The sequence below is a fragment of the Streptococcus parasanguinis genome, assembly GCF_019929185.1.
In the GTDB taxonomy this organism is placed as follows: domain Bacteria; phylum Bacillota; class Bacilli; order Lactobacillales; family Streptococcaceae; genus Streptococcus; species Streptococcus parasanguinis_O.
This window is the reverse complement of the sequence record NZ_JAHZPC010000017.1, coordinates 1-24605: the sequence shown is the minus strand read 5'-3', so window position 1 is coordinate 24605 and position 24605 is coordinate 1. Positions and strand designations below refer to the sequence as shown.

Genomic DNA, 24605 nt, shown 5'->3' with positions numbered 1-24605 from the left:
GAAAAGAGATTTTACTTATGGCAGTTCAAATGGAATACGAAAAAGACGTTAAAGTACCAGCACTTGATGGTAAAAAAATCGCCGTTATCGGTTATGGTTCACAAGGTCATGCACACGCACAAAACTTGCGTGATTCAGGTCATGATGTCATCATCGGTGTGCGTCCTGGTAAATCATTCGATAAAGCAAAAGAAGATGGATTTGAAGCTTACCCAGTTGCAGAAGCAACTAAATTGGCTGATATCATCATGATCTTGGCACCAGACGAAATCCAAAAAGATATCTACAAAGATGAAATCGCTCCAAACTTGAGCGCTGGTAAAGCTCTTGGTTTTGCCCATGGTTTCAATATCCACTTTGGTTACATCAAAGCTCCTGAAGACGTAGATGTCTTCATGGTTGCACCAAAAGGACCAGGTCACTTGGTACGTCGTACTTACACTGAAGGATTTGGTGTACCAGCACTTTACGCTGTCTACCAAGATGCTACTGGTAACGCGAAAGACATCGCAATGGACTGGGCAAAAGGTGTTGGTTCAGCACGTGTTGGTCTCCTTTCAACAACCTTCAAAGAAGAAACAGAAGAAGATTTGTTTGGTGAACAAGCCGTTCTTATGGGTGGTTTGACAAGCTTGATCGAAGCTGGATTTGAAGTTTTGACAGAAGCTGGTTATGCACCTGAATTGGCTTACTTCGAAGTACTTCATGAAATGAAATTGATCGTTGACTTGATCTACGAAGGTGGCTTCAAGAAAATGCGTCAATCATGTTCAAATACTGCAGAATTTGGTGATTTCGTAACTGGTCCACGTGTTATCGGTCCAGAAGTAAAAGAAAACATGAAAGCTGCCCTTGCTGATATCCAATCAGGTAAATTTGCACGTGAATTCGTTGAAGACCACGATGCTGGTTTCCCACGTTTGAAAGCCTTCCGCAAACAAGCTGAAGAACTTGAAATTGAAAAAGTTGGTGCTGAATTGCGTAAAGCAATGCCATTCGTTGGTCAAAACGACGATGACGCCTTCAAAATCTACAACTAATTGTCTGTAGAAGACTAAGCAAGTTGGGACACCCTAGCTTGCTTTTTTGATCAATACACAGCAACAGAGGTAAGAAATGATAACAGCAAAAGATGTGGCCAAGGCCCATAAAATATTAAGTGGAGTCGTTGTCAATACGCCCCTTGAATACGACCACTATTTATCTGAAAAATATGGGGCAAAGATTTATTTGAAAAAAGAAAACGCCCAACGTGTTCGTTCTTTCAAGATTCGTGGAGCGTATTTTGCAATTTCTCAACTCTCAAAAGAAGAGCGTGAGCGTGGTGTAGTGTGTGCTTCTGCGGGAAACCATGCGCAAGGGGTTGCTTATACTTGTAATGAAATGAAGATTCCAGCAACCATCTTCATGCCGATTACAACACCGCAACAAAAGATCGGCCAAGTCCGCTTCTTTGGTGGGGACTATGTAACGATTAAGTTGGTGGGGGATACCTTTGATGCATCAGCTAAGGCGGCCCAAGAATTTACTCTTGCAGAAAAACGGACCTTTATTGACCCGTTTGATGATCCACATGTACAGGCTGGCCAAGGAACAGTGGCCTATGAAATTCTTGAGGAAGCTCGAAAAGAATCGATTTCTTTTGATGCTGTCCTTGTCCCTGTCGGTGGAGGAGGCCTCATTTCAGGTGTTTCTACCTACATCAAAGAAACAGAGCCTCGGATTGAGGTCATTGGGGTAGAGGCTGAAGGAGCGCGCTCCATGAAGGCTGCTTTTGAAGCAGGTGGTCCCGTCAAATTACCAGAAATCGATAAGTTTGCAGACGGGATTGCTGTGCAAAAGGTGGGACAATTGACTTATGAAGTGACCCGTCAACATGTGGAAACCCTGGTTGGGGTCGATGAAGGCTTGATTTCAGAGACCTTGATTGATCTTTATTCCAAACAAGGGATCGTAGCTGAACCAGCAGGAGCGGCCAGTGTGGCATCCCTTGAAATCTTGCGCGAATACATCAAGGGGAAAACCATTTGTTGTATTATCTCAGGTGGGAACAATGACATCAACCGTATGCCTGAAATGGAAGAACGGGCTTTGATCTACGATGGAGTAAAACACTACTTTATCGTCAACTTCCCACAACGTCCAGGGGCCCTTCGCGAATTTGTAAATGATATCTTAGGACCAAATGATGATATCACACGTTTTGAATACATCAAGCGTGCTAGTAAGGGAACTGGCCCTGTCTTGATTGGGGTTACTTTGGCCAATAAGCATGACTATGCAGGCTTGGTTAACCGTATCGAGCGTTTTGATCCGTCTTTCATTAACTTGAACGGCAATGAAACTCTCTATAATATGCTGGTCTGAGTATCATGCAGAAATAATCGACTATTTAAGCAATATATTTTTATGGAATATATTGCTTTTTTATCAAGACTTGTGATATGATATGCGTAAATTAAAAGGAGGAATTTTTTATGCCTGGATTTTTTATCTTTATTTTATTCTTGCTAATGGTTGCAGGATTCATTGTGATTAGCTCACTATATGTGGTCAAGCAACAATCCGTTGCCATCATCGAGCGTTTCGGACGTTATCAAAAAATTAGCGATAGTGGCATTCATATGCGAGCGCCTTTTGGCATCGATAAAATTGCCGCACGAGTTCAATTGCGCGTCTTGCAGAGTGAGATCGTGGTTGAAACAAAAACTCAGGATAACGTATTCGTTACCATGAATGTGGCGACGCAATACCGAGTGAACGAAAGCAACGTAAAGGATGCCTACTACAAACTCATGCGTCCAGAATCACAGATTAAATCATACATTGAAGATGCTCTTCGTTCTTCTGTGCCTAAGTTGACCTTGGATGAATTATTTGAGAAAAAAGATGAAATCGCTCTTGAAGTTCAAAAACAAGTGGCAGAAGAAATGTCAACTTATGGATATATTATTGTTAAAACCTTGATCACCAAAGTTGAGCCAGATGCCGAAGTGAAACAATCCATGAACGAGATCAATGCAGCGCAAAGAAAACGCGTGGCGGCTCAGGAATTGGCAGAAGCAGATAAGATCAAGATCGTGACTGCTGCCGAAGCTGAGGCGGAAAAAGACCGTTTGCACGGGGTTGGTATTGCCGAGCAACGGAAGGCCATTGTCGATGGATTGGCAGACTCTATTAAAGAGTTAAAAGGTGCGAATGTAGACTTGACCGAAGAACAAATCATGTCTATTCTCTTAACCAACCAGTACTTGGATACCCTAAATAATTTTGCAGATAAAGAAGGGAATAATACGATTTTCCTACCAGCTAACCCAGATGGGGTCGAAAACATTCGTACACAAATATTATCAGCCCTGAAAGCAAAGTAAACTATTTCTCATTTTTTAAAAAAGGTTCGTATTTTCAGCGATTTTAGTTGACAAAATGTGCAAAACAATTTATATTAGTATTGGAAATAATAATATAGGAGAAAGATCATGGCTAAATCGAACTTTGAAAAAGTAGAATCAGTTGTTGGATGGGTACGCGATAAGAAAATTACGGGATATCGTATCAGTAAAGAAACAAATGCCCGTGAAATGTCTATCATTGCCTTGGCTCAAGGACGTGCAAAAGTGAAGAACATCTCGTTTGAAACTGCACTCGGATTGATTGATTTTTATGACAAAAATCATCAAAAATTCGAAGATTAATTTGTTGTTCCAATTAAAAACCAGAGAGTTTGCTCTCTGGTTTTTTTCTATGCCTTAAAAGAAGAGGAGGTACAAAAAAACAGCTTGCTTCCATACTGGTAAGCAAACTGTTTCAAGAGATTAATGTAAGAAGCGTTGAAGAAATTCCTTGGTCCGTTCTTCTTTTGGATTGCTAAAGATTTCTTTTGGATCTCCTTGTTCAGCAATGACACCCTTGTCCATGAAGATGACATGGCTAGAGACATCGCGAGCAAATTCCATTTCGTGGGTGACAACAATCATGGTGAGACCTTCTTTTGCCAGGTCCTGCATGATTTTCAAGACTTCTCCAACCATTTCTGGATCTAGGGCAGAAGTGGGTTCATCGAAGAGAATGGCATCAGGATCCATAGAGAGGGCACGTGCGATAGCGACCCGTTGCTTTTGACCACCTGAAAGTTGTTTCGGACGGGCAGCCCAATATTGAGATCCCATACCGACTTTTTCAAGGTTTTCTTTGGCAACTTTTTCTGCGGTTTCACGATCACGCTTGAGGACGGTCGTTTGTGCAACGATCGTATTTTCTAAGACATTTAAATTTTCAAAGAGATTAAAGCTTTGGAACACCATTCCCAATTTCTCGCGGTAGTGGGTAAGATCATACTCAGGATCAAGAACATTTTGCCCACGATAGAGAATCTCTCCGGCAGTAGGAGTCTCTAGAAGATTGATGGAGCGAAGAAAGGTTGATTTTCCGCTACCAGAGCTCCCGATGATGGAGATTACCTCTCCTTTTTCAACCGTGAGCGAAATATCTTTCAAAACCTCATTTTGACCATAAGATTTTTTTAAATGTTGGATTTCAAGAATTTTTTCTGCCATTATTTCACCTCATTGACTTGCATTTGATTGGCACCTGTAGTATAAGTATCAGAATCTAAGCGACGTTCGATGTAGCGAAGAATTCGTGTGATGGTAAAGGTAAGAACGAAGTAAATCACAGCGATGATCGTAAAGGTTGGGAAGTATTGGTAGTTTTGAGTTGCGACCGTATTTCCTGTAAAGTACAGTTCAACTACAGAGATAACATTCAAAACAGATGTATCCTTGATGTTAATAACAAATTCATTCCCTGTTGCTGGCAAGATATTGCGAACAACCTGTGGAAGGACGACCTTGCGCATGGTTTGTCCATGGGTCATTCCTAGAGCAGTCGCTGCTTCAAACTGACCTGGATCCACTGCTAAGATCCCACCACGAACAATCTCACTCATATAAGCTCCGGTATTGATTGATACGATGACAATGGCAGCGAGGGTCCGATCGATTGAAATCCCAAAGGCTTGAGCTGTTCCGTAGTAAATAACCATAGATTGTACAATCATAGGTGTCCCACGGAAGATTTCAATATAGACGTTCAAGAACAAACCAAAGGCAGTTTGGCATCCAGCAAGAACTTTATTTTTTGCTTTCGGAGCTGTCCGGTAAACGCCAATCAACAACCCGATGATTAATCCAGCAATTGTCCCAGTCATGGAAATCAAAAGGGTCATTCCGGTTCCGCGTAAGAACTGTGGGCTACTTTCTTTTAAGATGTTCACAACTTGATCAAAGAACGATTCTTTACTCTCAGTAGTATCGGTTGAAACAGGTTGCTTTGTCACCATGTCATCCATTAGTTTGACTTGCTCTTTAGTAGAAATGTTTGCTAAAGCAGCATTAATTTGGTCAATCCGGCTATCACCTTTCTTCATCCCGATAGCGATCGTAGCATCCTCTTTCCCAACTTTAAAACCATTTTTAAATTGAATCATTTTAAAATTTGAATTGGCAGATTCAGCTGTCAATGCTTCTGGACGTTCTGAGACATAGGCATCGATGACACCAGATTCTAAAGCTTGGCGCATTTGGGCAAAGTCTCCCATAGCAGTTACTTTCTTAGAACCTTTTAGTTGTGAAATAAGATTATATAGGTAGACACCTTGTTGAGAGGTGACCTTTGCATCTTTAAAGTCATCTAAGGTAGTAGCATTTGCATATTTTCCATCTTTGCGAACGAGCATAACTGGCTCACTGGTATAGTAGCTGTTAGAGAAAGCTATTTCTTTTTTTCGTTCTGCGGTAGGACTCATCCCTGCAATAATCATGTCAATTTTTCCAGATGACAGAGCTGGGATTAGTCCATTCCAAGATGTTTTGACAATAAGTGGTTTTTTCCCAAGTTTCTCTGCTACCTTTTTGGCGATTTGAACATCATATCCATTGGCATATTGATTAGTACCATCAATTTTAACAGCACCATTTGAATCGTCTTTTTGAGTCCAGTTAAAAGGCGCATAGGCAGCCTCCATACCAATGCGCAGATAACCTTCTTCTTTTACAGAGTGAGTGATCGCCAGAAAAATTAACAAAACAGTTACTATTCCGACAAAGACTCCAATGATTGTTTTTTTCATTTTTTCTCCTCTTCCTTATTTTAACTCTTCCTATTGTACGGTAAAATAGGTTGCATTTCAAGCATGCTCCTCTTTTTATTTAAAAAATGCTATAATAATACAAAGGAGCGTGATCAAATGAAAAAGTATTTGTATGTTTTTTTCGCCTTTCTGGCCTGCCTTTTTGTCAGTCAGAACGTCCATGCATCCAGCCCCTCTTATGATGTATTGTACTATGGTGGAACCTTGACCTTGGACACCTGGGACGACGCCACCTATGAGGAGGAGTTGGTCTATTATTTCAAAGATTCCTACAGAGGGCAGTATGTTAGTCTAGGAACGGCGGGGAATATGCCACAAGGCTTTGCAATTGAGATGCCGCCAAAGGTTGAGGTGGAAGGCCGTGATCTTCAAAGAGAACCCGAGATTACGAATCTAGGTGATGGCTACCGAGTGAAAATTTATAACAGTGGTGTGGCGACAGATACAGTCAAAATTAAAGTCACATGGAAATTAAAAAATCTTCTTTATTCACACAAGGATATCTTGCAGTTGAACTGGAAACCAATTACTGATGGTGATCAGAAGGTGGATGAAGTTCAATTTCGTGTCATTCCTAAGTTCGCACCAGCCAATGCCCAATCGGAACTGTATATCCATACAGCCTTTATGGGACCAGATGTGACTGTAAAAAAAGAAGATGGAATCTATTCTGCTACTTTCTATAACCTAGGCAAAGGAAAGGCTGTGGAGTTGTATGGTTACTGGTTGAAGTCAGACCTAACTACTTTGTATGATTCTGGTCGAAATACAGGATTGACCAAATTGGATGAATTTCACAAGAACCAAGCTAAAATTGAACAGGAAAAATACTGGACACGCATGTTTTGGAACTGGATCTTGCCAGCCTTCATTATTGCACTCTGGCTTCTTTCTCTCTTGGGTCGCAATCGGTTCAAAAAAATGATTTGGCCTGGTGTGACCTATCCGACCGATACTCGTCTTTATGAAATTCCACAGGATATTGCACCTCTTGTCATGAGCTCGGTTGTTTATTCAGCTGAATTAGACGAGGCCTCCCCGACTAATAAAGAGAAGGCGACTCCGCCGGTGTTTACATTTGAAAAAATGCTTCAAGCTACTTTGCTGGATCTGATGGACCGTGGAGTGATTGTCTACGAGCAACAAGGAAATGAAGTCGTTTTGACCAGGAAGTCTCATGGACATGTGGATGATTTTGAACGCTCCTTTATGAATATGGCTTTTGGGGATCAAGTTTCCTGTCCTGTTAACCGTCTCTTTGAAAATTATAAATTTAGTGATGATGTATACAAACATGCCAAAAAAGCAGATCAAGATGCCATTCGTTCACTAGGAAGTTGGGCTCAGGGTCGCTTTGATACGGCTGTCAACCAAGTGGCCAGAGATGTTCATCGCAAGGTGGAAGATCTCCATTTGCCAAGCTACTATCGCCCTTTAGAAGCAAAAGAAGAAGCGCAAGCTAGACGAAGTCTCTTCTTTGGTTGGGCTGCTTGGTTTATCGCCTTTGGAGCAGAAATCTTTGCTATCTTTGGGATGGGGTGGTTCTCTGTTCCTTGTTTGATAGGGATCCTCATACTTTGGTTTATGCCAGTGCGCTTCAATGGTGTCTTTAAAGCCTGCCTACGAGATGGTGTTGTCAATCTTGCGGGTGCTGAGCAACGCTATTACTGGGATAGTTTTGGTCGGATGTTGAAAGAAATTGCTCACCTCAACGATGCAGAGTTGCAGTCTCTGGTCCTATGGAATCGCTTATTGGTCTATGCGGCCTTGTATGGTGTGGCCGATCAGGTCACAAAGGTCATGAAACTTCGGAATATTCATTTAGAAAATCAAGCCTTAAACGCCTTCGTTTACACCCCGTTCTATCATGATGTGACCCACTCAAGTCATGCCATGTCTACTTATGGATCGACAGCATCGACAGCTAGTCATTTCACAGTTTCCTCTGGTAGTGGAGGAGGTTTCTCTGGCGGAGGAGGCGGAGGAGGCTTTGGTGCCTTCTAAGCAGCACTAAGAATGGTCTTGGTCGCTCTTTCCCTTCTAGTTTAGAAGGTCTGGTCCAGTCCATAGATTTATGATATAATAGAGCAAATGTAAGTTTAGGAGAAAAAGATGTTTCTGATCGAATTAATCAAGGCGGTTCTTTTTGGGATTGTCGAGGGGATTACAGAATGGTTACCGATCTCAAGTACAGGTCACTTGATTCTGTTACAGGATTTTGTGCAGTTTAAAAATCAAGATCCAGCCTTTATGGAGATGTTCAATGTCGTGATCCAATTGGGTGCGATCCTAGCGGTTGTGGTGATTTATTTCGATAAATTGTATCCCTTCAAACCGGGGAAATCTCCACTAGAAGTACGTCGAACTTGGCAATTATGGGCAAAAGTTGCGGTTGCAACGCTCCCGCTTGTCTTTGTTTTTAAATTGGATGATTGGTTTGAGGCGCATTTTCACAATTCGATTTCCGTTGCGATTATGTTGATCACCTACGGGATTGCCTTTATCTATCTGGAAAGACGAGAACAGGTTGAGCCAGCAGTAACGGAATTGCATAAGCTCCCTTATCGAACAGCTCTTTATATCGGACTCTTCCAAGTTTTATCGCTATTTCCAGGAACAAGCCGTTCAGGTGCTACGATTGTAGGCGGCTTGATCAATGGTGTTAGCCGTCCAGTGGTGACAGAATTTACCTTTTATTTAGGGATCCCAGCCATGTTTGGCGCTAGCCTCTTAAAGGTTGGAAAATTCGCTCTTGGCGGACATTCACTAGCACTGGGGCAACTCTTTATTCTACTGGTAGCGATGGGAGTGGCCTTTGTGGTCAGCATGTACGCTATCCGCTTCTTGACAGATTATGTGAAAAATCATGATTTCACCGTCTTTGGGAAATACCGGATTGTTCTTGGTTCCATCTTGCTATTGTATGGACTCTTCCGTGTTATTTTCTAAGAGAAGGCTTGAACTTGATCAAATTATTTTTCGAGGTTGGAGACTTTTGTCCCGACCTCTTTTCTATGCATCCTTTTTTTGAATTCTATCCAATTTTTTAGTATAATAGTAAGACTAGAAGTATGAGGTTATGCTATGAAGATGAAGCAAATTAGTGATTCAACTATTAAGATCACGATCCAACTAGAAGACTTAGAAGAACGCGGAATGGAAATTGCTGATTTCCTTGTCCCGCAAGAAAAAACAGAAGAATTTTTCTATGCCATTTTGGATGAACTCGAAATGCCAGAAAGCTTCCTGGATAGCGGGATGCTGAGTTTTCGCGTGACACCAAAACCAGATAAATTGGATGTTTTTGTTACCAAATCAAAAATTGATCAACAATTGGATTTTGAGGATTTGTCAGATCTTCCTGATATGGAAGAATTGTCGCGCATGACGCCAGATGAATTTATCAAAACCTTGGAAAAAACGATCTCTGATAAGACAAAAGGGGATGCAGAAGCTATTCACCATTTGGAACAAGAAGAGTTACGGGACAATCAAGAACAAGATCCTACATCTGAAGCACCAGTAAGTCAGTATATTTATTACATTTTGCGTTTTTCAAATATCCAGCAAGCAGTTGCCTTTTCAAAAACGGTCAGCTTTCCAGTGGATACCTCTGAATTATACAAAATGGGATCTGATTATTATTTAACTGTCTTGATCGATACAGAGGACCAACCAAATCAATATCCGACTTGGTTACTGGCCATCATTCGGGAGTATGCAGATGATTCAGAAGTAACACGAGCCGTTCTGCAGGAACATGGTCACTTACTAATGGTATCTGGCGCGATTGAGAATTTGAAGAAAGTTGCTAGCTTATGATGTCCTTTTCCTTGCAATTTGTTCTGGTGCTGATTGGGACTTTTATGATTGCCTTGGTATTGACGCCCTTGGTTCGCTTATTCTCCTTTAAGATTGATGCAGTGGATTATCCGAATGCGCGTCGGATCAATACCAAGCCCATGCCAAGCGCGGGTGGACTGTCTATTGTGATCGCTTTTTCGATTGCGACTCTCGTCTTTATTCCTATGCTGACATCCACCACCGCACCAATCAAAAGTTACCTATCCTATACCTTGCCGGTCGTAGGAGCGGGATGGATTATTACTCTCACAGGCTTGATTGATGATGTAAAAGAGTTGTCAGCCAAGAAAAAGATGATCGGTATCCTGCTTGCAGCGAGTCTAGTCTGGTTTTTGACAGATTTTCGGCTGAATGATTTCAAGATTCCATTTGGTGGTCCCTTACTTCATTTTGAACCATGGCTATCGTATCTTTTGACAGTGATTTGGATTGTTGCCATTACCAATGCGGTCAATCTGATTGATGGATTGGATGGCTTAGTGAGTGGGGTCTCTATTATTTCCCTAGTGACAATGGGGATTGTGTCCTATTTCTTTCTACCAGTACCCAATCTCTTTCTGACGATGACGATCTTTGTATTGGTTGCGTCCATCGCTGGCTTCTTTCCCTTTAATTACCATCCGGCCATTCTCTATCTGGGAGACACCGGTGCCCTGTTTATCGGATTTATGATTTCTGTCTTGTCCTTGCAAGGTTTGAAAAATGCGACAGCTGTTGCGGTAGTCACACCAATGATTATCCTCGGAGTACCGATTACAGATACCTTTTTAGCCATTATCCGTCGGACCCTGTCTGGTCAAAAATTTTATAAACCGGATCGCAATCACTTGCACCATCGACTTCTTTCTCTGGGCTTGACACATCGGGGAACTGTGCTTGTGATCTATGGGATTTCGATGATCTTCTCCTTGATTTCTCTCTTACTCAATATCTCGAGCCGCATTGGGGGCGTCCTACTTGTGATCGGGCTCTTGTTTGGAGTAGAGTTGTTAGCAGAATTGATCGGGGTTCTGGGGCCACATCATAGTCCTTTGTTAAATGTTCTGCGCTATATAGGGAATTCCTCCTACCGTGAGGAAGTTCGTCAAAAACGAAAAGAAAAAACTAAATAAGAATAGTTCTAATCAAAAGAAAAGCCATTTAGGCTTTTTTTTGATATACTTGAAAGGTAAAAAATACTTTGTGATGAAGGAATCGATGCTTTGAGAACCTTCTAGACTTCAAAGTAAAAAGAAAGGGAATGCAATGTCGACATTAGAAATTAAAGACCTTCACGTTGAAATTGAAGGCAAAGAAATTTTAAAAGGTGTAAACCTGACCCTAAAAACTGGTGAGATCGCAGCCATCATGGGACCAAACGGAACAGGAAAATCTACTCTGTCAGCTGCCATTATGGGAAACCCAAATTATGAAGTAACCAAAGGGGAGATTCTGTTTGATGGTGTCAACATCTTGGAATTGGAAGTAGACGAACGTGCACGGATGGGCTTGTTCCTTGCCATGCAATACCCTTCAGAAATCCCAGGAATTACGAATGCAGAATTTTTACGTGCAGCCATGAATGCTGGTAAAGAAGAGGATGAGAAGATCTCTATTCGTGATTTCATAAAAAAATTGGATGAAAAGATGGAATTGCTCAATATGAAAGAAGAAATGGCAGAACGCTATTTGAACGAAGGCTTCTCTGGTGGTGAGAAAAAACGCAATGAAATCCTTCAATTGTTGATGTTGGAACCAACATTTGCCCTTTTGGATGAAATTGACTCTGGTTTGGATATCGATGCTCTTAAGGTCGTATCTAAAGGGGTTAATGCAATGCGGGGTGAAGGTTTTGGAGCTATGATCATCACCCACTACCAACGTTTGTTGAACTATATTACTCCTGACGTCGTTCATGTGATGATGGAAGGCCGTGTCGTGCTTTCAGGTGGACCAGAATTGGCTGCCCGCTTGGAACGTGAAGGCTATGCTCAACTCGCAGAAGAACTCGGTTACGACTATAAAGAAGAACTATAACCTGATGACAAGTGATCTAATGTTGTCATAAAATCAAACAGATAGTATCTTTATTAGGAGAAAAAAATGAGTATTGAAAATATTACCCTCTTTTCGGAACTGCATGCTGAGCCAAGCTGGCTGCAAGAATTACGAAAAAAAGCTTTTGACAAGATCGATCAGTTGGAATTGCCAGCCATTGAACGTGTCAAATTTCACCGCTGGAACCTTGGGGATGGGACGATCACAGAAAGCGAGGCTTCTGCCAATGTTCCTGATTTTACAGCCCTTGATTCAAACTTGAAATTGGTACAAGTTGGAACCCAAACTGTATTTGAACAGGTGCCACAAGCCTTGGCAGACCAAGGAGTCCTTTTCACAGATTTCCATACTGCCCTAGAAGAAATTCCGAAGGTGGTGGAAGACTACTTCATGTCTTCAGTCAAATACGATGACGACAAGCTAGCAGCTTACCACACAGCATACTTTAATAGTGGGGCTGTCCTCTATATTCCAGATAACGTCGAAATTTCAGAACCAATCGAAGGCATTTTCTACCAGGATAGTGATAGTGATGTACCTTTTAATAAACACATTTTGATTATTGCAGGCAAAAACAGCAAGTTCAGCTATTTGGAACGCCTAGAATCAAAAGGTGAAGGTTCAGCAAAAGCAACTGCGAATGTGACGGTTGAGGTGATTGCCCGCTCAGGTGCCCAAGTGAAATTTGCGGCGATTGACCGCTTGGGTGAAAATGTCACAGCCTACATCAGTCGACGTGGGAAACTAGGTCAGGATGCCAGCATTGATTGGGCTATCGGTGTTATGAACGAAGGTAACGTAGTTGCAGACTTTGACAGTGACTTGGTTGGAAATGGAAGTCATGCAGATTTGAAAGTCGTTGCCTTATCAAGCGGTCGTCAGGTGCAAGGAATTGACACCCGCGTGACCAACTTTGGTTGCAACTCGATCGGAAATATCTTGCAACACGGGGTTATTCTTGAAAAAGGAACCTTGACCTTTAACGGAATTGGTCATATTATCAAGGGGGCTAAAGGAGCAGATGCTCAGCAAGAAAGCCGTGTCTTGATGTTATCGGATCAAGCGCGTTCAGATGCCAACCCAATCCTCTTGATTGATGAAAATGACGTCACAGCAGGCCATGCTGCATCGATCGGTCAAGTGGACCCAGAAGATATGTATTACCTCATGAGTCGTGGTCTGGATCAACACACAGCAGAACGCTTAGTGGTGCGTGGTTTCTTGGGATCTGTTATTGTTGAAATTCCAGTTAAAGAAGTACGTGATGAAATGATTGCCACCATCGAAGAAAAGTTATCTCAACGCTAAGGAGAAACAATGCTAGATAAAAATACGATTGCTCAAGATTTTCCCATTCTCGATCAACTAGTTCACGATGAGCCTTTGGTTTATCTAGATAATGCAGCAACGACGCAAAAACCTAAACCTGTTCTTGAAGCAGTTAATCACTATTATTTGCAAGATAACGCCAATGTTCATCGTGGAGTTCATACTTTGGCTGAACGAGCGACAGCAGCCTATGAGGCGGCGCGTGAGAAAGTCAGAAAATTTATCAACGCTTCATCAACCAAGGAGGTGCTCTTTACAAGAGGGACAACGACTGGACTCAACTGGGTAGCTCGCTATGCAGAAGAAGTCCTAAATGAAGGGGACGAAGTCTTGATTTCCATCATGGAACATCATTCCAACATCATTCCTTGGCAGCAAGCCTGCAAGAAGACAGGAGCAAAACTGGTCTATGTCTATCTAAAAGATGGCTTACTGGATATGCAGGACTTAAAGAGCAAGCTTAGTGAGAAGACAAAATTTGTCTCCATCACCCATGCTTCGAATGTCTTAGGGGTGGTCAATCCGATCAAGGAAATTGCTCGATTAGCCCATGAAGTTGGAGCGATCATGGTCGTAGATGGGGCTCAATCAACCCCTCATATGGCCATTGATGTACAAGACTTAGATGCGGATTTCTTTGCTTTTTCTGGCCATAAGATGGCTGCACCAACAGGGATTGGTGTCCTCTATGGGAAGGAAGAAATCTTAGAGCAAATGTCTCCAATCGAGTATGGGGGCGAGATGATTGACTTTGTTTACGAACAATCTGCCTCTTGGAAGGAATTGCCTTGGAAATTTGAAGCTGGAACACCTAATATGGCGGGAGCAATTGGTCTTGGTGCAGCAATCGATTACTTAGAAGAGCTGGGTATGGACCAGGTAGAAGCGCATGAGCAAAAACTGATTGCCTATGTGTTTCCAAAATTACAGGCTATCGAAGGCTTGACCATCTATGGTTCCCAAGACTTAGCCCAACGTTCTGGCGTCATTTCCTTTAATCTAGGAGATCTCCATCCGCATGACTTAGCAACAGCACTAGATTATGAAGGGATTGCCGTTCGTGCAGGTCACCACTGTGCACAACCGCTCCTTCAATACCTACAAGTCCCAGCGACAACGAGAGCAAGTTTTTATATCTACAACACCAAAGCGGACTGTGATAAATTAATTGAGGCATTGATCAAAGCAAAGGAGTTTTTCAATGGCACTTTCTAAATTAGATTCGCTGTACATGGCGGTCGTAGCCGATCATTCAAAACACCCCCACCACCAAGGACAAATTGAAGATGTTGATCAGATCCAACTCAACAATCCAACTTGTGGAGATGTGATCCAGTTAAGTGTGAAATTTGATGAGAATGACAGGGTGGAAGATATTGCCTTTGTGAATTCAGGCTGTACGATCTCAACGGCTTCAGCTAGTATGATGACAGATGCTGTAATGGGAAAAACAAAAGAGGAAGTCGAAGAATTGGCACAGGTCTTTTCAGAAATGGTCCAAGGCCAGTCAGATCCTCGCCAAGAGGAATTAGGAGACGCAGCCTTCTTATCTGGAGTCTCAAAATTCCCACAACGGATTAAATGTGCGACCCTCTCCTGGAATGCTCTCAAAAAAGCGATCGAACGTAGCAAATAATTAAAAGAAGAAACAGAGAAAGAAAGGAAATTATGGCTGAAGAAAGAGTCGAACCGAAACCAATTGATCTCGGTGAATATAAATTTGGATTTCACGATGACGTTCAACCCATTCTCTCTACCGGGAAGGGATTGAATGAAGCGGTTATTCGTGAATTGTCTGCAGCAAAAAATGAACCAGAATGGATGCTCGAATTCCGTTTGAAATCTTTTGAAACCTTCAAAAAGATGCCCATGCAAACCTGGGGAGCCGATCTATCAGAAATTGACTTTGATGATTTGATCTATTATCAAAAACCTTCGGATAAACCTGCCCGTTCATGGGACGAAGTCCCAGAGAAAATCAAGGAAACCTTTGAGCGTATCGGGATTCCTGAAGCGGAACGTGCTTACTTAGCGGGGGCTTCTGCTCAGTATGAATCAGAAGTGGTTTACCACAATATGAAAGAAGAGTTTGAAAAGTTGGGGATTATCTTTACCGATACGGATTCTGCCCTAAAAGAATATCCAGACCTTTTCAAACAGTATTTTGCGAAGTTAGTACCACCAACGGACAACAAATTGGCTGCCCTCAACTCAGCAGTCTGGTCTGGTGGAACCTTCATTTATGTACCAAAAGGTGTAAAAGTAGACGTCCCACTTCAAACTTACTTCCGTATCAACAATGAAAATACAGGTCAGTTTGAGCGCACTTTGATTATTGTGGATGAGGGAGCAAGTGTCCACTATGTAGAAGGCTGTACAGCGCCGACCTACTCAAGCAATAGCCTCCATGCAGCGATTGTTGAGATCTTTGCCTTGGATGGTGCTTATATGCGCTACACGACTATCCAAAACTGGTCTGACAATGTCTATAACTTGGTCACCAAGCGGGCCAAAGCCCAAAAAGATGCTACAGTTGAGTGGATCGATGGAAACCTAGGTGCGAAGACAACCATGAAGTACCCATCTGTTTATCTAGATGGAGAAGGAGCGCGCGGGACCATGTTGTCCATTGCCTTTGCGAATGCAGGTCAACACCAAGATACAGGTGCCAAGATGATCCACAATGCACCTCACACTAGCTCGTCTATCGTATCTAAATCCATCGCGAAAGGTGGCGGAAAGGTAGACTACCGTGGACAAGTTACCTTTAACAAAAATTCCAAGAAATCAGTTTCTCACATCGAGTGTGACACCATTATCATGGATGATTTATCTGCATCAGATACGATTCCATTTAATGAAATCCACAACTCACAAGTTGCTTTGGAGCACGAAGCCAAGGTTTCAAAAATCTCAGAAGAACAACTGTATTATTTGATGAGTCGTGGTTTGTCTGAATCAGAAGCGACAGAAATGATTGTCATGGGATTTGTAGAGCCCTTTACAAAAGAACTTCCAATGGAATATGCCGTTGAGTTAAACCGACTCATTAGCTACGAAATGGAAGGATCTGTAGGATAATTCATTTTCATCAATCAAAAATCACAATGGATTTGACTCCATTGTGATTTTTTTGCTTATAATTTTTCGTTGACATAACGGACGAATTCATTCCACCAAACTTTTAAGAAGAAGCTTTTCTCAATGGTTCTTCCTGCTACCATATCGACCGTTGGCTCTTGATCTTCTAAGTAGCCACGTCCGATTTTATCTGGATCAGTGTAGTGTAATTTTCCAAGATTAGTGCCTGATTTGACAGGTGCTCGGAATGATTCTTGGTCACTCTTGAATTGAATTTTTGGTTCCGCTTGACTACCTTGTTTTTCGACGATATAGAAGTCTTTTTTTGCAACAGCTAAAACAGTATCTGACTTCCCATCCATGATAGTTGCCTTACTTTTTCCGTAGGGATCTCCTTCTTTGACGACAATGGAAGAAACAAAGGTCCGTACCACGTAGTTCATCAGAGAAGAAGTAGCCACAAAACGTGCATACGGATCACCGTCAACTGCCTCCACTCCTAGGACAACAGTGATCATATGGATGCCATTTTGCGTTGTTGATGCAGCAAAGGTGATGCCACCTTTGGTAGAGTTGCTGACCCGTAGGCCATCAACTCCAGAACGGTAATTCGGCATGCCTTCTAGCATCAGGTTGGGGTTTTCAATCTGCGTGTTTGAAAAAAGAGCAGTGGGTTTTGAAGTATATTTGGTCACTTCAGGAAAATCCTGGAGTAAGTGCTTGGCAATAACAGCAATATCATAAGCACTCAATTGATTTTCATCCTCTTTCCCTTCAGGATCTCCACTGATGGTTTGTGTATTTAAGCCTGTCGCGTTGATCAAGTGGGGAGATTTAATGCCCCAGGTAGACAATTTTTGCTTCATCATTTCAACGAAGCTTTTCTCAGAGCCACCCACTTTCTCAGCTAAGGCCAAGGCAGCAGTGCTAGAATTTCCAACTAAAAGAGCAGTCAATAACTGTTCAACTGTATATTGGTTTGCCTCCATAGGAAGAGTACCAGCACCTTCGATATCATTTAAGGCCAGAGCTTTCTCAGACAGTTTGATAGGATCTTTTAGAGAAAGTTTTTTTTCATGAATAGCTTCGAAAATCAGATAAGTGGTCAAGAGTGTAGATAGTCCCCCCACATCTCGCTTTTTCTCTGAATCCTTTTCATATAAAATTTTACCTGTATCAGCTTCAACAGCAATAGCACTTTGAGCAGGAAGTTCTAGCTCATCTGCCAGAACTACTTGATAAGGTAAACTGCATAACAGCAGGATGAAGGTTAAAAAAGAAAGAAAGAATTTTTTCACAGTTGTTTCCTCGTTGCTTAGTCCTCTCTATTGTATCATACAAATGATTAATGGAAAATCGTAAAATCATCAATTAGGCTAAAAAATCAGTCATAGCAAGGCTTTTGGATGGTGTTGAAGCGAATATTCAGAAAATTTAGTTTACTTTTTTTTTTAGTTGTGATATAATCTTAAACAAATCTAAAAAAACTATTGGAGAATTCCTATGAAAAAAGGTAAAGTATTCGCAGTTGCCGGAGTAACACTCCTTGCAGCTGGATTGTTGGCTGCATGTTCTGGTTCAAATACTAGTAAAGCAAGCTCAGGTGAAGACAAAAACTATGGTTATGTCTACACAGATGATCCTCAAACTTTGGACTACACTGTATCTTCTAAAGCTGCTACACATGATATCACTACAAATGTCGTAGATGGTTTGATGGCAAATGACAAGTATGGAAATCTTGTGCCATCACTTGCAGAAGATTGGTCTGTTTCAAAAGATGGTTTGACTTATACCTACAAGATTCGTAAGGGTGTTAAATGGTACGATGCAGATGGTGAAGAACATGGTGAAGTGACTGCCAAAGACTTCGTAACTGGTTTGAAACACGCTGCTGATAAAAAATCTGAAACCCTTTCACTTGTTCAAGGTTCTGTCAAAGGCTTGGATGATTATGTACAAGGAAAAACTACAGACTTTAGCCAAGTTGGTGTCAAAGCTGTTGATGATTACACACTTCAATATACATTGAACAAACCTGAAACCTTCTGGAACTCTAAAACAACAAACGGAATCTTGTTCCCAATTAGCACAGAGTTCTTGAAGAGTAAGGGAGATGATTTTGGTCAACCAAACGATGTGAAATCAATCCTTGCAAACGGACCTTTCCTTCTTAAATCAATCACTTCAAAATCATCTGTTGTATTTGAAAAGAATGACAACTACTGGGATAAGAAAAACGTTCACCTTAAAGAAGTGAAACTCACTTATTATGATGGATCAGACCAAGATTCATTGGCGCGTGGTTTCTCTGATGGTGCTTATACAGCTGCTCGTCTTTTCCCGGCAAGTTCAAACTTTGCAACTGTATCTAAAAAATACAAAGACAACATCTATAATACACCGGCTGGTTCAGGGGTAGCGGTTCTTGGTTTCAACATTGACCGTCAATCATACAAACACACTGCTAAGAAATCAGATGCTGAAAAGACTGCAACTAAGAAAGCAATCTTGAACAAAGATTTCCGTCAAGCTATCACTTTTGCCTTGAACCGTGAAAACTACTCAGCGCAAGTAAATAGTAAAGCATTTGCTAAACCAGCTATCCGTAATACCTACACAGCTCCAGCCTTTGTGCAAGTGAATGGAAAAGACTTTGGAGATGTGGTTGCAGATAAATTGAGTACATATGGTGATCAATGGAAAGGTGTCAACCTTGCAGATGGTCAAGACGGTCTTTACAACAAAGACAAAGCAAAAGCACAACTTGAAAAAGCAAAAGCTGAACTTCAAAAAGATGGCGTTCAATTCCCAATTCATATTGACGTACCAGTGGCACAAAACTCTACAAACTTTGTTTCACGGATGCAATCATTGAAACAAACAGTGGAAGATACTCTTGGTAAAGACAATGTTGTCCTTGACCTTCAAATGATGGACCAAGACGAGGTGTTGAACATCACATTGAATGTTCCATCAGCTGCAGATGCAGATTGGGATCTTCAAGGATTGGTCGGATGGAACCCAGACTACGATGATCCATCAACTTACCTTGATACTCTTCAACCATCATCAGAAGACCAAACAAAAGTCTACCTTGGTTTTGCAGGTGGTGTAGATAATGCTTCAGCCAAAGCAGTTGGCTTGGATGAGTATGCGAAACTTCTTGCAGATGCTAATAGCGAATCACTTGATGTAGCTAAACGTTACGAAAAATATGCTGCTGCTCAAGCTTGGTTGAGTGACAGTGCCTTGGTAATCCCAACAATGTCAAGCACAGGCGCAGCAACAGTTGTTTCTAAAGTGGTTCCATTCTCTGGCCCATCAGCTCAAACAGGTAACAAAGGATCAGCTTACTTCAAATATGTAGAAGTTCAGGATGAACCTGTTACTAAGAAACAATACGAACAAGCACGTGAAAAATGGCAAAAAGAAAAAGCTGAGTCAAACAAAAAAGCTCAACAAGATCTTGAAAAACACGTTAAATAATTAAATTATTGCTTTTCATTAGAACTTTCTCTTCTAGGGGAGAAAGTTCTTTTGGACATTAAAGGAATGAAATATGAAAAAATATGTTTTTATGCGTATTTTGCGTTCGTTAGTGTCGATCTTTCTCGTCACGACATTAACCTACATGATTATCTATACGCTAACACCGAGAAATCTCATCTTTAAAAATGACCCTAACTACAATAAAGTAGCGAAGACAAAAGATTCGAAGATCAACTACGAAAATACAGTCTATGATCGCATGGGTTATTTGGAATACATGGATTCAAAGAGCTTGCAACAAAAAGCAAGTAAAGAAGATTCTTCTGTAACAGTTGATGCGACTACTGCTAATGAAAAGATCTATAAAGAATACATTAACAAATTAGGTCATGGTTGGCAGTTGAAACGTTTCCCAGAAAGTAAGTCTTTCTATGCAGTGCGTGAAATTCCAGTTTTTGAACGTGTCGTCAGCTTCTATGCGAATTTGATTCAATTTGATCATCCAGGTTGGGTGAAAGATGCTTCAAATCCAAACCTCAAACGCTATATCCGCATTGAAAATGATCCGTCTATTGGATGGTCTGTAGTGGGTTCTGGTACGAAACATAAATATCTTTTGTACTTCAACGGTCAATTCCCATATGTACACCAAAACTTTGTGACCTTAAACCTAGGAAATTCATATCCAACATATTCAAATACCCCAGTTCTTCAAGTTATTACCCAAGGACAAGGAACGACTAAGAAGAGTGAAGTGAACTTCCCAACAGGTAAGAAAACATCATCAATTGATATCTACTCACGTACCTACAAATCACCAAGTAAGGCAGATTCACAAGATATCAGTCGATTTGGTAAAGGGGATGCGTATACAGCAACTTTGAGCAACTATGAGAATCCATCCATGATTGCATCTTCTTCAATCATTGGTTTGATTGGTATTGCAATTTCTTATTTGATTGCGATCCCATTAGGATCTTACATGGCTCTGTTCAAGAACTCATGGTTTGATAGCATCTCAACAGCTGCTTTGACATTTATGATGTCTCTCCCAACCATTGCTTCGGTCTACATTGTCCGTTTAGCAGGTTCATTCTTTGGGCTTCCAGACTCATTCCCAGTTCTTGGAGCACAGGATTGGCGTTCATATGTATTGCCGTCCCTGATTCTTGGTTTATTGAGTGCACCATTTAACGCCGTTTGGATTCGTCGTTACATGATTGATATCCATTCACAAGATTTCGTCCGTTTTGCTCGTTCAAAAGGATTATCAGAACGTGAGATTTCAAAAAAACACATCTTCAAAAATGCGATGGTTCCATTGGTATCTGGTATCCCGACATCTATTATTGGAGTTATCTCAGGTGCGACACTTACTGAAACAGTCTTCGCTTTCCCAGGTATGGGTAAAATGTTGATTGACTCTATTAAAGCATCAAACAACACCATGGTTATCGGACTTGTCTTCATCTTCACATCGCTTGGTATCTTTGCTGCCATGTTAGGTGATATCTTGATGACGGTACTTGACCCACGGATTAAATTAACGAATACGAAAGGAGGCAAATAATGGCTACAATCGATAAAAATAAATTTCAGTTTGTAAAACGCGATGACTTTGCCTCTGAAGTAATCGATGCTCCAGCATATTCATACTGGAAATCTGTATTCAGACAATTCTTTAAGAAAAGAACCACGATCATTATGCTTGCTGTTTTGATTGGGATTCTCTTGATGAGTTTTATCTACCCTATGTTTTCAAATTTTGATTACAATGATGTTAGTAAGGTCAATGACTTTACTGCTCGTTTGAATCCACCAAGTGGGAAAGCACTATTTGGTACAGATAACAACGGTAAATCCCTCTTTGATGGAGTTTGGTTTGGTGCTCGAAATTCTATTATCATTTCCTTTATCGCAACTGTTATTAACGTGGTGGTCGGAGTCATCGTTGGTGGAATTTGGGGAATCTCAAAATCCATCGACCGTATCATGATGGAAGTTTATAACGTTATTTCAAACATTCCATTTATGTTGATCGTTATCGTCTTGACTTACTCAATGGGATCTGGTTTCTGGAACTTGATTCTTGCCATGTCCTTAACAGGATGGATCGGAATTGCCTACATGATTCGTGTTCAAATCATGCGTTACCGTGATTTGGAGTACAACTTGGCCAGTCGAACATTAGGAACGCCAACTTTGAAAATTGTTACGAAAAATATTTTACCTCAATTGGTATCTGTAATCGTGACCCAAACATCACAAATGTTACCAAGTTTTATTTCTTACGAAGCTTTCCTTTCCTTCTTCGGACTTGGTCTTCCAATTACAGTTCCAAGTTTGGGACGGTTGATTTCTGACTATTCTCAAAACGTAACTACAAATGCCTACCTATTCTGGATTCCGCTTACCGTTTTGATTTTAGTATCCTTGTCATTCTTTATCGTCGGACAAAACTTGGCCGATGCCAGCGACCCACGTACACATAGATAGGAGGAGTAGATATGACATCAAATAACAATATTATTTTATCTGCTCAAGATATCGTAGTGGAATTTGACGTGCGCGATCGCGTATTGACAGCTATTCGTGGCGTATCGCTTGAGCTAGAAGAAGGTGAAGTTCTTGCCTTAGTTGGTGAGTCAGGTTCAGGGAAATCAGTTTTGACAAAAACGTTCACCGGAATGTTAGAAGATAACGGCCGTATTGCCCAAGGTTCGATTAAATACCGTGGTCAAGAATTGACAGATTTGAAATCGAATAAAGATTGGGAAAATATTCGTGGATCTAAGATCGCTACAATTTTCCAAGACCCAATGACAAGTTTGGACCCAATCAACACAATTGGTTCACAAATTACAGAAGTCATTATCAAACACCAAGGGAAAACAGCTAAAGAAGCCAAAGAAATGGCTTTGGACTATATGGAGAAAGTTGGAATTCCAGATGCTGAACGTCGTTTTGATGAGTATCCATTCCAATATTCAGGTGGGATGCGTCAACGGATCGTTATTGCCATCGCCTTGGCCTGCCGTCCAGATATTTTAATCTGTGACGAACCAACAACAGCCCTTGACGTAACCATTCAAGCGCAAATCATTGATTTGTTGAAATCCCTTCAAAAAGAATACCAATTTACAGTTATCTTTATCACCCACGACTTAGGTGTGGTTGCAAGTATTGCAGATAAAGTAGCCGTTATGTATGCTGGAGAAATTGTTGAGTTTGGTAAAGTAGAAGAAATTTTCTACGATCCAAAACATCCCTACACATGGAGCTTGCTTTCAAGCTTGCCTCAATTGTCAACCTCAGATGGTGATCTTTACTCTATTCCAGGAACTCCGCCTTCATTGTATGCTCCGATTAAAGGAGATGCTTTTGCACTTCGTTCAGACTATGCGATGCAGATTGATTTTGAAGAAGAGGCACCTGCTTTCAAAGTAACCGATACTCACTGGGCTAAGACATGGTTGCTCCATCCAGATGCACCAACAGTTCATAAACCAGAAGTAATCGAAAACCTTCACGAAAAGATTGGCTCAAAAATGGGCTTCACTCACATTACAGAATAGGAGGAAGGAAATGACTGAAAAATTAGTTGAAATTAAAGATTTAGAAATTTCCTTCGGTGAAGGAAGTAAAAAATTCGTTGCTGTAAAGAACGCCAACTTTTTCATTAATAAGGGAGAAACTTTCTCTCTTGTTGGTGAATCAGGAAGTGGGAAGACAACAATTGGACGTGCGATCATCGGTCTGAATGATACAAGTGCTGGAGAAATTATTTATGACGGTCGCAAGATCAACGGAAAAAACTCTCATAGTGAAAAATCAGAGTTGATCCGTAAAATTCAAATGATCTTCCAAGACCCAGCAGCAAGTTTGAATGAACGTGCTACAGTTGATTATATTATCTCCGAAGGTTTGATCAACCACCATTTGTTTAACAGCGAAGAAGAACGTCAGGAAAAAGTAAAAAATATTATGCATGAAGTTGGGCTTCTAGCAGAACATTTGACACGTTATCCTCACGAATTCTCAGGTGGTCAACGTCAACGGATCGGTATTGCCCGTGCTCTTGTCATGGAACCAGAATTTGTCATTGCGGATGAACCAATCTCAGCCCTTGACGTTTCAGTACGTGCACAGGTCTTGAACCTTTTGAAAAAATTCCAAAGAGAATTAGGCTTGACCTATCTCTTTATCGCCCATGACTTGTCAGTTGTGCGCTTCATTTCTGACCGTATTGCAGTTATCTATAAAGGGGTTATTGTAGAAGTAGCAGAAACTGAAGAGCTATTTAATCACCCAATCCATCCATACACCCAATCCCTACTTTCAGCAGTCCCAATTCCAGATCCAATTCTAGAACGTAAAAAAGTTCTAAAAATCTACGATCCAGAACAACATGATTACTCTGAAGATAAACCACAAATGGTTGAAATTAAACCAGGTCATTATGTATGGGCTAACAAAGCTGAAGAAAACAAATACAGACAAGAATATAAATAGAGAGGATTCCCTCTCTATTTTTTTATTTCAAAAAAACTTTCAAAAAAATAAAATTTTTTGAGAAAAAGTGTTGACAGTAAGGTAAGGTCATGATATACTAATATAGTTGTCGCGCGAGAGCGACAAAGACCTTTGAAAA

Annotated in this window: 21 protein-coding genes; 18 read left to right on the top strand and 3 right to left on the bottom strand. The window is 41.1% G+C overall.

Translation table 11 applies throughout. From position 1 onward, the window contains the following. Positions 1-17 precede the first annotated feature (17 nt). The 4 genes from ilvC to K1I56_RS09050 all read left to right on the top strand — a co-directional run bounded on the left by ilvC (position 18) and on the right by K1I56_RS09050 (position 3695). Positions 18-1040 (top strand): ketol-acid reductoisomerase, encoded by a 1023-nt coding sequence (gene ilvC / locus K1I56_RS09065; protein ID WP_003004157.1) that lies wholly within the window; start codon positions 18-20, stop codon positions 1038-1040. 76 nt (positions 1041-1116) lie between these two features. Next, entirely contained in the window at positions 1117-2367 is a 1251-nt protein-coding gene (ilvA, locus tag K1I56_RS09060; RefSeq protein ID WP_023919315.1) for a threonine ammonia-lyase IlvA, read from the top strand. Positions 2368-2477: 110 nt separating this feature from the next. Further along, the gene (locus K1I56_RS09055; RefSeq protein WP_003010253.1) at positions 2478-3371 is read left to right on the top strand and encodes an SPFH domain-containing protein; all 894 of its coding nucleotides are present in this window, start codon (positions 2478-2480) and stop codon (positions 3369-3371) included. A 108-nt stretch (positions 3372-3479) separates the two neighbouring features. After that, a complete protein-coding gene (locus K1I56_RS09050; RefSeq protein ID WP_003004771.1) occupies positions 3480-3695 on the top strand; it encodes a capsule biosynthesis transcriptional regulator in 216 nt (71 codons plus the stop codon). 120 nt (positions 3696-3815) lie between these two features. On the opposite strand, the gene K1I56_RS09045 is transcribed toward K1I56_RS09050, so the two are convergent. Both K1I56_RS09045 and K1I56_RS09040 read right to left on the bottom strand, forming a co-directional pair. Next, on the bottom strand, positions 3816-4556 hold the full coding sequence (locus K1I56_RS09045) for an amino acid ABC transporter ATP-binding protein (protein WP_223325798.1): 741 nt from the start codon (positions 4554-4556) through the stop codon (positions 3816-3818). Beyond that, positions 4556-6130, bottom strand: coding sequence for an ABC transporter substrate-binding protein/permease (locus K1I56_RS09040; protein ID WP_223325797.1), 1575 nt, complete (start codon positions 6128-6130; stop codon positions 4556-4558). Before K1I56_RS09040 ends, K1I56_RS09045 begins: the two co-directional genes overlap by 1 nt. Positions 6131-6247: 117 nt before the next feature. On the opposite strand from K1I56_RS09040, the gene K1I56_RS09035 reads away from it, so the two are divergent. From K1I56_RS09035 to sufB, 9 genes are all read left to right on the top strand, one after another. After that, entirely contained in the window at positions 6248-8155 is a 1908-nt protein-coding gene (locus tag K1I56_RS09035; RefSeq protein ID WP_223325796.1) for a DUF2207 domain-containing protein, read from the top strand. 108 nt (positions 8156-8263) lie between these two features. Further along, complete coding sequence (locus tag K1I56_RS09030; protein WP_013904699.1) at positions 8264-9100, top strand: undecaprenyl-diphosphate phosphatase; 837 nt, start codon at positions 8264-8266, stop codon at positions 9098-9100. A 135-nt stretch (positions 9101-9235) separates the two neighbouring features. Continuing rightward, the gene (gene mecA / locus K1I56_RS09025) at positions 9236-9973 is read left to right on the top strand and encodes an adaptor protein MecA (protein ID WP_003004768.1); all 738 of its coding nucleotides are present in this window, start codon (positions 9236-9238) and stop codon (positions 9971-9973) included. Then, positions 9970-11127 carry a glycosyltransferase family 4 protein gene (locus K1I56_RS09020; protein ID WP_223325795.1) on the top strand — a complete coding sequence of 386 codons (1158 nt, stop codon included), beginning with the start codon at positions 9970-9972 and terminating at the stop codon, positions 11125-11127. Before mecA ends, K1I56_RS09020 begins: the two co-directional genes overlap by 4 nt. Positions 11128-11260: 133 nt before the next feature. Next, positions 11261-12031 carry a Fe-S cluster assembly ATPase SufC gene (gene sufC / locus K1I56_RS09015; RefSeq protein WP_003004238.1) on the top strand — a complete coding sequence of 257 codons (771 nt, stop codon included), beginning with the start codon at positions 11261-11263 and terminating at the stop codon, positions 12029-12031. A gap of 66 nt (positions 12032-12097) precedes the next feature. Further along, a complete protein-coding gene (gene sufD / locus K1I56_RS09010; RefSeq protein ID WP_223325794.1) occupies positions 12098-13360 on the top strand; it encodes a Fe-S cluster assembly protein SufD in 1263 nt (420 codons plus the stop codon). A gap of 9 nt (positions 13361-13369) precedes the next feature. Further along, positions 13370-14596 carry a cysteine desulfurase gene (locus tag K1I56_RS09005; RefSeq protein ID WP_223325793.1) on the top strand — a complete coding sequence of 409 codons (1227 nt, stop codon included), beginning with the start codon at positions 13370-13372 and terminating at the stop codon, positions 14594-14596. Continuing rightward, the gene (gene sufU / locus K1I56_RS09000; RefSeq protein WP_003010276.1) at positions 14583-15017 is read left to right on the top strand and encodes a Fe-S cluster assembly sulfur transfer protein SufU; all 435 of its coding nucleotides are present in this window, start codon (positions 14583-14585) and stop codon (positions 15015-15017) included. The genes K1I56_RS09005 and sufU overlap by 14 nt, the downstream gene beginning before the upstream one ends. A 32-nt stretch (positions 15018-15049) precedes the next feature. Next, entirely contained in the window at positions 15050-16462 is a 1413-nt protein-coding gene (gene sufB / locus K1I56_RS08995; RefSeq protein ID WP_003010279.1) for a Fe-S cluster assembly protein SufB, read from the top strand. A 56-nt stretch (positions 16463-16518) separates the two neighbouring features. Here sufB and K1I56_RS08990 read toward each other — a convergent pair whose 3' ends face one another. Then, positions 16519-17760: a serine hydrolase gene (locus K1I56_RS08990; protein WP_223325792.1), complete on the bottom strand. Its 1242-nt coding sequence runs from the start codon at positions 17758-17760 to the stop codon at positions 16519-16521. A 205-nt stretch (positions 17761-17965) separates the two neighbouring features. Between K1I56_RS08990 and K1I56_RS08985 the strand changes: the two genes are divergently transcribed. The 5 genes from K1I56_RS08985 to K1I56_RS08965 all read left to right on the top strand — a co-directional run bounded on the left by K1I56_RS08985 (position 17966) and on the right by K1I56_RS08965 (position 24466). Then, positions 17966-19951, top strand: a complete 1986-nt coding sequence (locus K1I56_RS08985; RefSeq protein WP_201037686.1) for a peptide ABC transporter substrate-binding protein — start codon at positions 17966-17968, stop codon at positions 19949-19951. Positions 19952-20024: 73 nt separating this feature from the next. Then, positions 20025-21524: an ABC transporter permease gene (locus K1I56_RS08980; protein WP_023919303.1), complete on the top strand. Its 1500-nt coding sequence runs from the start codon at positions 20025-20027 to the stop codon at positions 21522-21524. Then, a complete protein-coding gene (oppC, locus tag K1I56_RS08975; RefSeq protein WP_201037685.1) occupies positions 21524-22450 on the top strand; it encodes an oligopeptide ABC transporter permease OppC in 927 nt (308 codons plus the stop codon). The genes K1I56_RS08980 and oppC overlap by 1 nt, the downstream gene beginning before the upstream one ends. Positions 22451-22461: 11 nt before the next feature. Continuing rightward, complete coding sequence (locus K1I56_RS08970) at positions 22462-23529, top strand: ABC transporter ATP-binding protein (RefSeq protein WP_003010293.1); 1068 nt, start codon at positions 22462-22464, stop codon at positions 23527-23529. A 10-nt stretch (positions 23530-23539) separates the two neighbouring features. After that, positions 23540-24466, top strand: coding sequence for an ATP-binding cassette domain-containing protein (locus K1I56_RS08965; RefSeq protein WP_003010296.1), 927 nt, complete (start codon positions 23540-23542; stop codon positions 24464-24466). Positions 24467-24605: the final 139 nt, after the last annotated feature.